8 protein-coding genes are annotated in these 12,095 nt (G+C 46.4%); all 8 read right to left on the bottom strand.

The features are described 5' to 3' along the window. The 8 genes from N7386_RS22135 to N7386_RS22100 are packed head-to-tail and all read right to left on the bottom strand — an operon-like array spanning nucleotide 1 to nucleotide 11,939. Nucleotides 1-762, bottom strand: a complete 762-nt coding sequence (locus N7386_RS22135) for a SprT family zinc-dependent metalloprotease (RefSeq protein WP_279771228.1) — start codon at nucleotides 760-762, stop codon at nucleotides 1-3. Between the two features lie 14 nt (nucleotides 763-776). After that, the gene (locus N7386_RS22130) at nucleotides 777-4,058 is read right to left on the bottom strand and encodes a type I restriction endonuclease subunit R (RefSeq protein WP_279771227.1); all 3,282 of its coding nucleotides are present in this window, start codon (nucleotides 4,056-4,058) and stop codon (nucleotides 777-779) included. Nucleotides 4,059-4,104: 46 nt separating this feature from the next. After that, entirely contained in the window at nucleotides 4,105-5,916 is a 1,812-nt protein-coding gene (locus N7386_RS22125) for an ATP-dependent helicase (protein ID WP_279771225.1), read from the bottom strand. Continuing rightward, nucleotides 5,917-7,758 (bottom strand): AAA family ATPase, encoded by a 1,842-nt coding sequence (locus tag N7386_RS22120; RefSeq protein WP_279771224.1) that lies wholly within the window; start codon nucleotides 7,756-7,758, stop codon nucleotides 5,917-5,919. Nucleotides 7,759-7,779: 21 nt separating this feature from the next. Further along, on the bottom strand, nucleotides 7,780-8,994 hold the full coding sequence (locus N7386_RS22115) for a restriction endonuclease subunit S (protein WP_279771221.1): 1,215 nt from the start codon (nucleotides 8,992-8,994) through the stop codon (nucleotides 7,780-7,782). After that, nucleotides 8,984-10,507 (bottom strand): type I restriction-modification system subunit M, encoded by a 1,524-nt coding sequence (locus N7386_RS22110; protein WP_279771220.1) that lies wholly within the window; start codon nucleotides 10,505-10,507, stop codon nucleotides 8,984-8,986. Before N7386_RS22110 ends, N7386_RS22115 begins: the two co-directional genes overlap by 11 nt. Further along, the gene (gene dinD / locus N7386_RS22105) at nucleotides 10,507-11,349 is read right to left on the bottom strand and encodes a DNA damage-inducible protein D (RefSeq protein WP_279771219.1); all 843 of its coding nucleotides are present in this window, start codon (nucleotides 11,347-11,349) and stop codon (nucleotides 10,507-10,509) included. The genes N7386_RS22110 and dinD overlap by 1 nt, the downstream gene beginning before the upstream one ends. Then, nucleotides 11,346-11,939, bottom strand: coding sequence for a restriction endonuclease subunit S (locus tag N7386_RS22100; protein WP_279771217.1), 594 nt, complete (start codon nucleotides 11,937-11,939; stop codon nucleotides 11,346-11,348). The genes dinD and N7386_RS22100 overlap by 4 nt, the downstream gene beginning before the upstream one ends. Nucleotides 11,940-12,095: the final 156 nt, after the last annotated feature.

Here is a 12,095-nt window from a genome sequence, read left to right as displayed (position 1 = left end):
TCAATTTGCGATAACAAAAGCCATCCCATCCAGCCGCTCTTTCGTCTTTTCCCACTTTGGCATTACCTGGCTGATTAGCCGGTAGAACCGCTCGCTGTGGTTATGTTCGGCGATGTGGCAAAGCTCATGCAAAATCACGTAGTCAATACACTCTCGAGGCGCTTTAACAAGGTGAGGGTTCAGGGTGATTCGGCCATTAGGTGAACAGCTGCCCCATTGGGTTTGCATGGTCAGTAGGCGTAGCGGTGGTCGTTCTTCTACCCAAAGAGCTTGATCCAGCATGGCATCGAGGCGCTTAGCGAAGGTTTCCTTGGCCCGCGCTTTGTACCAGTCAGTCAGTAGCTCTTTCACCTTTTCGGTGGACCTTGCTCGTACTGAAACTTCCAGTTTGCCACGTAGCAGTTTCACGCCTTGAACCTGCTCGGGCGCTTCAATCACTTTCAGTAGGTATTGCTTCCCTAGATAGTAATGGCTCTCACCGCTGATGTACTGCCGAGGTGTGATGAATTCAAGCTGTTTGCGGAAATCCCTAAGCTGCTCGTAGATCCAGCGGCCACGCTTTTTAACAGCAGATAACACGACTTCGTTTTCAGCTCCCTCAGGAGCCGATGCGATTACTCGACAATCGGGATGTACCTTGATTAATAACTTACCTGTTGCTTGCGGGCGATTAATTCGCTCAAACGTAATTTGCTCGTCACCGTAACGGAAGCTCATGGTCAGACACGGTTTCGTGGATTGAGGTTTAATAGGGACATTCATCTGGTCATTCCCGTTCAAACCTCACTCAAACCGACCCGAGTGATCTGAACAATCATCTCAACAATCTTCTTTGCCTGATCCATACCGCCACCAATACCTTTGCATTCCTGAAACATTCGGGGAAGTAGCTTTTTACGAATGTCAGCCTCGATGTTCAGTGGGTTGATAGAGTTCTCCGCAACAGAGGTTTCTACCGCCTGGTCAATTTCAAAGGCAACTTTGACCCACTTATCCTGAACCTGGCTGTCGAGTAGAGCCAAAGCTTCAGGCAGCACTTTCTTGAATACGCCAAAGTAAGCCTGGGCATGGCGATTACCGGCAAAGGCATCGGGTATGTCGTTCAAGCGCCTGTCTTGAACTTGCTCTTCAAATTCACGGAATAGCATGTACTGTTTCAGTGGGTGGTCGAATAGCTTTTCAGCTTCCTCAATAGCTTGGCGTAGCAGCTTGGAAAACGCTTCTTGAGCATAGGGGTCATCCCGTAGCTCTTGTTCAATCATTCGGGTTACGCGGGTTTTGATGATGTCGGTTTCGTTGCGGGTTTTATCTTCGCTCCAGTCTTCCGGCTGTTGCTTTTGACCCATCTTGCCCACTTCATACACGCCACCGGGTTCTTTAACCTCAACACCCACAACATGCTTATCCAGCAGCTTTTTAACCTGTTCGGCGTATTCGTCGTAGTCAATCCTCTCACCGGCATCTTGCTGCACCAGTTGGCGCAGGCTGGAGAACTGCTTCACCGTTTCTTTGTAATGACGGCGATCCTGGTCGCTAAAGCTCTTGTCTTCAAAGAAGGTGGCGGATTGCAGCGCTACCTTCAAGCAACTGGCGAAGGCCGTCAGGGCTTCGTAAAAGTCTTCACGTACCTTTAGATGCACGTCAACTAGCTCTCCATCTCGCTGTTCAATCTTTGGTATCAGCACCTGACGCAACTGCTCAATGTCGTTCTTGTTTTTCACGCCATCGAATATGGCCCATAGCTGCTTATACAGCTGTGGCAGGCGCTTGTACTCGGTACTCATCTGATTGTAGAGGCCAGCAATATCATTAATGTCGTAACCGCCCTGAGTGCGGGAAGCTAGATCCTGATATTTCTGGATGGTGGTATCAAGTTCCGCCAGAATGCCGCGATAGTCGATGAGCAGACCAAATTTCTTCTTCGTGTGCAGGCGGTTTACCCGTGCAATCGCCTGGATCAGGTTGTGCTCTTTCAGTGGTTTGTCGATATACAGCACAGCGTTTTTTGGCTCATCAAAGCCGGTGAGCAGCTTATCAACTACGATGAGTATCTTCAGTGAATCGTCTTTGTCGAAGCGTTCAATCAGGTGCTTGGTGTAAGCCTGTTCATCCTGGCTGCCAATATTGTCTTTCCACCACTGGGTTACTTCGGGTGTGGCGGCCTCATCGACAGCAGTGTTACCTTCACGGCTATCCGGCGGGCTCATCACTACCGCAGATTCAAACAAGCCAGCTTCGTCGAGATACTTTTTGTATTTGATGGCGGAGGCTTTGCTGTCGCAGGCTAACTGGCCTTTCAAACCTTCGTCGATGTTTTTTACGAAGTGGTTAGCAATATCCAGGGCGATCAAGCGAATGCGATCATCCGCACCGTAAACTTGGCCTTTTTTGGCAAATTTTCGCTTTAGGTCGGCCTTTTGCTCGTCTGAAAGCCCTTCGGTAATGCGCTCAAACCAACTGTCGATAGCGCGTTCATTCACATCCAGATCGGGAATACGCTCTTCGTACAGCAGCGGCGTCACCGTCTGGTCTTCCACCGCGCGTTGCATGGTGTAAGCGTGCACTATGGGGCCAAACTTATTGGTGGTCTTGTCGTTTTTTAACAGTGGCGTGCCGGTGAAGGCGACAAAGGCAGCATTGGGCAGCGCTTGCTTCATGCGGATATGGTTTTCACCGCCTTGGCTGCGATGGCCTTCGTCAATCAGCACAATGATGTCAGAGCTGTTGTTCACACACTCTGGCATTTTGGTAGCAGTATTAAATTTCTGGATGAGCGAGAAGATAATCCGCTCAGTACCTTTGCCAATCTGCTCGGCCAGGCGTTTGCCAGAGGTTGCCATCGCTGCTTCTTTATCTTTTTTCCCGGCCAGCTCGCCGCCAGAAGCGAAGGTTTTGCTCAGCTGGATTTCCAGGTCTACCCGGTCAGTCACCACCACGATACGGCATTGTTTCAGGCTTTCGTGTAGTATCAACGCCTTACTTAAAAACACCATAGTGAATGACTTACCCGATCCCGTGGTATGCCAGATCACACCACCTTCACGACCTCCGGTGCTACTTCGGGTGTTGATGCGTTCAATCAGGCGCTTAATACCAAATACCTGCTGATAACGGGCGACGATTTTGCCAGCCTTCTTATCGAACAAGGTGAAGTAGCGAGTCATCTCCAACAACCGGGCCGGGCTTAATAAGCTGATTAGTAATTGGTCTTGACCAGTAACAGCAAGCTCCCCCGAAGCGGTCAGGCTCTGATACCAATCCAGATCTTTCGCCGGACGGTGGATGAATAAGCCTGCCAGCTGTTTATCTTTAAGCGTTTTGTTTTTGATGGCGTACATCTCGGCATGGGAGATGTCTTCTTCACGCCAGGCGGCCCAGAACTTAGTAGGCGTGCCACAGGTACCATAACGGCCCTCGTTGCCGTTTATGGAAAGCAGCAACTGGCTATAGGTGAACAATAACGGGATTTCATCATGGCGCTGGTTACGTAAGCTTTGCGAAATGCCTTCGTCAATGGTAGGGCCTTTTTTGGCATTGCCATCGGGGCGTTTCGCCTCAATCACTACCAGAGGAATACCGTTTACAAAGCACACGATATCCGGTCTGCGACTTTCAACGCCGCCAGTGCGGGTAACGGTAAACTCTTCGGTAAATACAAAGCTGTTATTGGCTGGGTTCTGCCAGTCAATCAAGGCAACCGTCGGGCTGGCCTTTTTGCCATCCACAAACTCACTGACGGAGATGCCATACAGCAGGTGGTTGTACATACGCTCATTGGCAGTTAACAAGCCTTCGTTAAGTGCAGGGCTGCATACCTCAGCAATCAGGTTGTCGATAGCCTTTTCAGACAGCGGGTAGCTTTTACCTGCAAAGGTGAAGGTGCGCTTTTGAAGTTCACTACGCAGCACCTCGCGTAAAACCACCTCATCGTTCTTGCCACCACGGGCGGCTAACGCGAGTTCAGGAGAGAGGAACGACCACCCTAGGTTGGTCAATAGCGTCAGCGCCGGTAACTTAGCACTATATTCTTCCTGAAATTTGGGTGTGTACTGTGTCATTCGTTATCTCTCTTCAACCCCTGATACCCAAGGTGCAATAATTCATTCACTGTCGCAATAAAACACAACAATCATCAATAGGAGTCAGGATTGTTGTCTTTTGCCTGCCTCGAGTAATACTTACCCTAAAATTTTGCCTCGCCTGACTGTTCACATTCTCTTTTGAATTACTCCAAACGATCCTATCTGTGTTGGCAACAATTTCTCTACCAGCCCATCTTGGCCACCCTTCAAAAATAATTACCTCATCAAATTGCTTGCCCTTAGCTTTATGCATATTCATAACGACAACACCACTTTCAGGTTTTGATGATTTCGAGAAATGTTCTTGTATAAATGATTTTCTAACTATCTCTAGAGATCCTTTATAGCTCGCGTACTCTCGCCAATTGTTAGCCAAATCTTTTCGTAGATTACTACCTCTAGCTAGCAAGCGGATATTCCGTACTTCCTCTGCAATTTCTGCCATATTTCGGCACGATGAACTAGCCAATATCCTGCGGATTGAATTCCAGTCAGAATCTGGGTCCCCCTTAAATTCACAATTTCGTACCAAGTTAAGAACTTCGATTGTTTTAACTAGCACACTCGTTGTGCGAATGCTTTTTCCTTGCGAGGTTTTTGTCATGTATTCTGCATAAGCCTTTCGATAGCGATCTGCCTCTTTTAGCGCTGTCTGTGTCGGTTGATTCCCGCCTTTTCCTTCAAAGTAGTTGCATATCAAGTCAACAAAAGTTGATAGTTGATTAAATTCATCAGTTGGCTGCATCAAATGAGCGATGATTTCTGCTGCCAATATTGCGGCGTCCATGTCAATCGATGCTGAATGTGAAACTGGTGTCAGTTTCGCTGGAGGCTCATGCAGCGCTTCAGACACTAAACGTGTCATTTTCTTGGTTGGAACCAAAATAGCTAGTGACCAATCGGGCTTATGCTGGTTTAGCAATCGGGATCTCGCGCTATAGACGGACGTTATTAGCTTTGTGATAGCTTTATGGTAAATGGATTCAAAAGTATCAACTTCAATGCCTACATATTCTTTCTGGCGGAATTTGCCATGTAATATGTCATTGCCGAATTTAGCAATATCAGTGCCTGCGCTGCGATGATTATCAGTAGACAAATCAATATCTGTGGGATTAAATGCCTCAATGAAATGATCCAATCTCTCGGGATCAGCGCCGAGCCATTCATAAATTCGCTGTTCCGGATCGGCAAGTGAAATCAATCTGCTACACTTGCCCAGTTCAAGAACGGCTGCCCATTGATCATCATTCGTATCTTGAAATTCATCAAGAATAATGACAGGGTACATGGTCCCCAGTAGCTTCCTTAGCTTATTGCTAGCGCTCAATAACCTAGCAACATAAGATGCAAAGTAGTCAAAGCATAAGCGCCCATTTTCATGGGCCAGCCGATAACGTTCGGCATGCTCTGCCAGTTCTTTTTGCTCTTTCTGTTCAGAAGTTAAATTTTTCTTTGGGTATTGAGACCTGATTTTTGATAGAGCTATTGCTTCACTCTGTGGTGTTAAAATATCAAGTCGTCTTGGCAATCCCAAAAGATAGCCGTGTGCTTTTAGAATTTGCCAGAAAAATGAGTGGTATGTATCCACCTCGATCTTCCGTTTCTGCTCCAGGTTGATTGTGCGGTCTAGTTCAATCGCTTCAATCACGCGTGATACCGTGGCGCGCGCAAAACTCAAAAACAAAATCTTCTGCCCAGGACGAATATCACTACTCGCTATCTGAGCCGCCTTCATAATCGAAATTGTTGTTTTACCTGAGCCTGGCCCGCCAGTTACTAACAAATGGCCTTCAGCTGATAGTACAGATTTCTGTCCCTCAGTCAGCTGCATCTAGAGAACCTCTTCAGCTGCATCTAAATGCTCGGGTGTATCACAAGGTTCTATTGGTTCGGCATGATTAGAGCAAACTTGTACTAATGTGGTAGCGGCACTTCTCAGCCATAGAGGGATTTCATCCTCACTGCATTGTGCAAGGAAATCAGCGATCCCCCAATTACCTTTAGCCCAAGCAAAATATTCACTTAATGCTTTAAAGGCACAATCGGTAGGGTTCGGATACTTGGCTTCTAAGTGTTGCGGCCAGTCCAAACTTGATGCAAATCGTGTCATCGCATCCTCAGTTGTACCTTTTAAAACAAGGTCTTCAAAGCCTGTTTCCTCATGCATCAAAAGAAGTTCAACCTGAGAATCAATAAGTGCTTTATTTTCCGCACCTTGTTTGTCACAAATAGCGAAAACGCGCTTACCAATGCTCTTATATAGGTCTGCCATTCCTGGAATATTTGTTTCGCCCCCCGCATCTACAATGCAGATACCAAGTGCTTCGAGAGACAGATATTGTTCAGGGTTAAGCTCGGCAAGCCGTCGGCAGGCAACTGGAAATGCTGAATATTCGGTTGGTCCCTCTGCAACAAGTACACGCCGAGCCAACAACCCCTCACAAAATCTGGTGCGAAACTCTTGACGGTAGCGCTTCAACTTCACATTTGCAGGCAAATTAATCATCTTTTGTGCTAACTTGCCCTCGGTATCTCTCGCCAATACGATTGTCTCTTCGGCAGTGAACTCTTCGAGTACATAAGGGGAATGAGATGTAAAAATGGCTTGTGATGACAGTTTACGTACTTCGTGAATAATGCGTTTTTGTGCATATGGAGGGATCGCAGTTTCTGGCTCTTCCATTGCAAAGATCACGTTTTGTTTACTTTCAGCTATTTGCGACAGCATTGCCAAAACTAGCATATTGATTGTGCCAGTGCCTTGACGGTAAAACGGCCCCGCATGGTCGCCATCACCTGACGAGATAAAAGCAGTGATTACTTTACGTAAATGTTCGCGGGTAAGCGTTGATACTTTGAGGTGCGGCTCGCCTCCCCATTCTTTAGGTACATACTTCTTAAGCGCGGTGTTTATGCTCTGTAGAACAGGCGAGACACCGAGAGCAGGATCATCTGCAACAGTCACTCCTGCCAAGGTTGAAAGTGTTGCCTCCCACATTTGAGGCCGCACCTCTTTTAAGCGCAGAATAATATCCAGCAAGCTACCACGTTCTAAACTTAATGCCCTTGAGCCTGTTCGAACTGTTCTCAGATACAAAAAACCGCAAAGCTGTTTGTACTTGCGTGTAAAGATAACTGGCTCACTACCATCAACAAGGCTTCTAGTGAAGTAAGTTGCACCTTCAAAGTCATCTTCTTCTGGATCATACCAGCCGCGAAATGTCACACGAAGCGCTTCAGAGATTTGCTCCGAGTCAACCCCTGCTGGATTTGGCTCTTCATAAAGGGCTCCATTCTCGAAATCCCAAAATTCCAATTCATTACCAAAGGTAGCAAGTTGCTCTTCACTTAGATCGGTTATGACGACCTCAATTGAAATAATTGGTGCTACTGATTCTTCGAGTTCATCTGTCGATTTTTCAATTTCTTCCTCGGCAGCAGCGTCTTCAGCTGATTTTGCAGTTTCAGTTAGATATTTACTTTGGTGAAAATCATGCTCATCAATCACTGGCATCCGATTTAAACGGTCAGGCCCCAAAACCAAATCCAGAGCTTCAAGAATTGTCGTTTTGCCTGTGTTGTTATCTCCTATCAATACACCGTGTTTAGGCAGCAATAAAGAAGCACATTTAATTCCTCGAAAATTCTCGATATTAATTTTGGTGATTTTCATGATTTTCCTTAAGTCAACTAATTAGCAGTGCACGCGGCGCTTGCCGGTAAGTAAGATTTGCATCAGCGCTTTCTTTTCTTGCTTTAAGGCATTGAGCTTTTGTTGCAGGGCGGAGATTTCCTGATCGGCGTTGGAAAGTACGGCGGCGATTTTTTGTTGTTCTTCAATATTTGGTAGTTCGACAACCCAACTGTTAAACATATCGGGACTGAAATTTCTACGAACTACTGATGCACCGACTATTGAAGAGCCTACTAAAATACGCAGGAATACTGTGCTTCTTACAAAGTGCTTCATGAAAGAAACATCTGCACTGTCTGAGATATCAAACACCTTATATGCTGGAGACACTTTTACTGGTTCCGAGCTACTGTGAACATCAGCCGATCCCATCCAGAAGTTTAATCCACTCATGATGAACTGACCTTTCCGAATTACTCTATAAGTTGAAGTGTCTTCACTGGCGACCGCTTTTTTGAAGTACTCTGCTTGGTCAATAAGTCCGTCCTTTGTTACCGAATAAACTCGATACGGACGATTTCCGGCTTTTTCTGTGCTTGGGGTAAAAATTTTCTGAATTTTTAACTTTCGCCAATTACTGTTAAACCTGACTCCATTGTTATCAAGCAGGCGTTTTTTGCCGGTGAGCAGTTGTTGCATCAGGGCTTTTTTCTGCTGCTGGCTGTTGGCAAGCAGCTGTTCGGTGGTGGTAATTGCCTTATCCCAAGTGGAGAGGATTTGGGCGATTTTCTGTTGTTCCTGGAGCGGAGGCGTAGGTATTGGAGTCTTCTCTAGAATTCCTTTATTGATTTTTACCATTGTGCTGCTACTACCAGCGGCGCAATTTTTAAAATATGTTCTAACTTTTGAGCTTTTTAATTGTTGCTCAATAAAAGACATATTCGCTTTTCTTTGATCTATGCGAAAGCGCATCATTAAATCTGGGTATGAACAATTTGCGACTTCACCTCTAAAGCGAACAGATCTTCCGACTTTGTCTGGAGTGTTTGATCGACTAACTAAAAAATCGTCTTTTTCTAGGAGATTATTCAAAACTTTATATTGTGGTGCTACAGGCTTAATTTCTGAGGCAACAATTCCATCTTCTCCAAGTGCTCCCAGCCCCAGTACCCAGTAACCTGTGTCTGATTCAGCAGGATTAGGTGAAAAACCGTTTTTAATTGAGCCCTCTATCAAATCTTTCAACTGCGAAACCTCCCAACCCTTAGGCACCATAACCCAGCTCCTCAAGATACTTGGCCATCTCGGTTTCCAGCTCAGTCAGTTGCGCTTTAAGTTGTTCTCGTTCACCTCGTACCGCCATCAGGTCGATCTCTTCCTCTTCTTCAAAAGTATCGACATAGCGGGGTATGTTCAGGTTGTAGTCGTTCTCTTTTATCTCATTGATGCTTGCGACATAAGCATATTTGTCTACGTCTTTGCCAGAGTGGTAGGTAGCTACAATCTTGGCGATATTCTCTTCGGTAAGCAGGTTCTGGTTTTTACCGGCTTTGAAGTCGCGGCTGGCGTCAATAAACATGACGTTATCGTCGTTCTTATTTTTCTTAAAGAGCAGGATTGCCGCTGGAATACCTGTGCCGTAAAACAACTTCTCTGGCAGACCAATCACGGCATCGAGCAGGTTTTCGTCAATTAGTTGCTGGCGAATTTTACCTTCGCTTGAACCTCGGAACAGTACGCCATGTGGAACCACTACACCCATACGACCTGACTTGGGCTTCAGTGTTTCAATCATGTGCAGGATAAAGGCGTAGTCACCTTTGGTTTTCGGCGGTACACCACGGCGGAAGCGGCTGAACTTGTCGTGTTCGGCTTCGTCATGGCCCCATTTATCCAGACTGAACGGTGGGTTGGCCGTAACGATATCAAACAGGATCAGATCGCCATTTTTGTCGAGCAACTTGGGGTTACGGATGGTGTCGCCCCATTCAATTTTGTGGTTATCTTCCCCATGCAAAAACATGTTCATTTTGGCCAGCGACCAGGTCGAGCCAATGGCCTCTTGCCCATACAGCGCGTAGTTTTTGCTGTTATGGTTTTTCCGCACCTTACTGCCGCATTTCATTAATAGCGAAGCAGAGCCACAAGCTGGGTCGCAAATGCTGTCGCCCGGTTGCGGGTCTAACAGTTCGGCAATCAGGTCACTGACTTCTGGCGGGGTATAAAATTCACCGGCCTTCTGGCCACCGCTGGCAGCAAAGTTTTTGATTAAGTATTCGTAGGCGTTACCAATTACATCCAGCGTACCGACGCGGCTTGGTTTAAGGTTCAGCTCAGGCTTAGCAAAGTCTTCCAGCAAGTGACGCAGAATGGTGTTTTTTTGCTTTTCTTCACCCAGTTTATCGGTGTTGAAGCTGATGTCTTGGAACACACTCTTGCCAGCGTCTTTTAGCTTGGTGCCGTTAGCTTCTTCAATAGCGTGAAGTGCCTGGTCGATACGCTCACCGTTGCCGGGTTCGTGACGACGTTCGTAAAGGGCATAAAAACTGGCTGCTTTGGGCAGTACAAAGCGCTCATTTTTCATCATCTCTTCGATGAGCTCCGGCTCGTCGCCGTATTCGGCCTTGTACCCATCGTAGTGATCCTGCCAAACATCGGAGATGTATTTCAGGAACAACATGGTGAGGATGAAGTCTTTATAGGTATCTGCGCTGATTGTGCCTCGGAAGGTATCGCAGGCATTCCATAGCGCCTTGTTGATACTGTCTTGATTGATCTTATCGTTCATTATTTCGTGTCCTGGTCGTTATTGTCGCTCAACTTCTTTGCTGCCGACTCTAGTTGTTTGATGCTTTTCTCTGGTGCGGGCAGGTTTTCAGGCATAGTGCCGCCCAGTTCAGCAATGGTTTGGCGAACCTTCTGGCCGACTTCATAGTGGGTTTGGTTTGCCTGCTGTTTGTTTTGGACATTATCGCGGCGGAGTTTTTCTTCTGCCTGGGTTGCTCGGAAAAGATTAGCTGCCAGCTCGGTCGATCCCATGTGGTCGAGAATCTTTTGGCTTTTCTTTAGTCCTTTTCGAGCGTGGATAGCTTTTTGATCTAATCCACCATATAAGCCTTTGTAACCGTGGTTTTGGAAGATTGCGAAATCGAGATTTGTCTCAACCCCGGCTTGCTGTGCAGCTTCTACAAGCTGCTTGTTATGTTCTTTAAGCTCATTACGCAGAAAAAGTCGCTTCTGCTCTTCCTTAAGTTGCTGGAAAGCCTGATCATCGGCCAACTCTTGTCGCCGAGTTTGTACCGCAAAGTAGGTTTGGCCTGCGGCGATCACAGGTTTTGTTGGATCACCATTTTGCACAACCAGATAGCAGGCATAGCGAGACAGTTTGATATCAGGCAATTCTCGCTGTGCTCCTGAGCCGATGGCGACCATTGCGAGTACGTCCTCGAAATGGTCTTCTATGGCGTGTTCGCTATTTATACAAGCTTCTTTTGCTTTTGTGATTACGGGTTGGAAGTGTCGATACTCGGAATAGCCTAATAGCTTAGAAATTGATCTTGCTGACCAAAATTCCATTCCATTTTCGTCAATTAGCTTGAGTTGTTCGAATAATTGATGCTGGTCACTCATGGGCTTACCTCCTTGTTTTCGAATAGGTCTTTAGCGATAGCACTCATCATTCGTTCGCCATTGCTCACTAATTTTTGTATCAGTTTATGTTCGTCACGTAGCGTAGCCGCCATCGAAATAATTGCTCGCTGCTTTGCCAGCGGTGGAACAACCACAGGAACATCTTCGAGCACACTGCGACGAATGCTTTTTGTTAAGGTGCCTTCGGCATTCTGCTCAAAATAGCGCTGAGCTGGGGTCTGATTCAGTAACCACACTAAAAACTCAGGCAGGATGTCTTTCTTTTTAAGGCTAATCACAAAAAAATGTGGTGCAGCAACAGCCTGCTTACCTATGGTAGCCAGTGCCTGATCCACCTGTACGGCGTAGTTATGGCTGCCTCGCGCGGCCACTAAAATATCACCTGTGGTGAGGTAGTCGGGTTCACGCTTGCCGGTTAACTCTGTTTCCAAACAGTCTGACCAGCGAATCCCTTCGGTTAGCGAAACATCCTTCATCTGAACCGCGACCATAGCAGAGCCAGGCACTTCAGGGATTTTTCCTCGAAATGGGTAGCCTGCATTGATGGTTGCGATCTGTTTAAGTCTCACACCTTTTCCTGTTCATAGCCGATGATGCATAAATAATCTGTTGATCCTGATTAAATGTCAAGCTAAAGTTGTTTCATCGCTTTTGATGCAAAATAAAATTACTCAGAAGCTTTTTTGTTCGCTAACTGCTCTATGTCATAGGTGATGATGCAAAAA

The sequence above is a fragment of the Shewanella sp. GD04112 genome (assembly GCF_029835735.1).
In the GTDB taxonomy this organism is placed as follows: domain Bacteria; phylum Pseudomonadota; class Gammaproteobacteria; order Enterobacterales; family Shewanellaceae; genus Shewanella.
Note: the sequence above shows the minus strand (reverse complement) of the source record. Positions and strands in the feature narration are given on the sequence as shown.

Excerpts from the sequence above, each read along its gene's own strand:
- N7386_RS22135 (WP_279771228.1), bottom strand. The coding sequence starts at position 762 with ATGAATGTCCCTATTAAACCTCAATCCACGAAACCGTGTCTGACCATG.
- N7386_RS22130 (WP_279771227.1), bottom strand. The coding sequence starts at position 4,058 with ATGACACAGTACACACCCAAATTTCAGGAAGAATATAGTGCTAAGTTA.
- N7386_RS22125 (WP_279771225.1), bottom strand. The coding sequence starts at position 5,916 with ATGCAGCTGACTGAGGGACAGAAATCTGTACTATCAGCTGAAGGCCAT.
- N7386_RS22120 (WP_279771224.1), bottom strand. The coding sequence starts at position 7,758 with ATGAAAATCACCAAAATTAATATCGAGAATTTTCGAGGAATTAAATGT.
- N7386_RS22115 (WP_279771221.1), bottom strand. The coding sequence starts at position 8,994 with ATGGTGCCTAAGGGTTGGGAGGTTTCGCAGTTGAAAGATTTGATAGAG.
- N7386_RS22110 (WP_279771220.1), bottom strand. The coding sequence starts at position 10,507 with ATGAACGATAAGATCAATCAAGACAGTATCAACAAGGCGCTATGGAAT.
- dinD (WP_279771219.1), bottom strand. The coding sequence starts at position 11,349 with ATGAGTGACCAGCATCAATTATTCGAACAACTCAAGCTAATTGACGAA.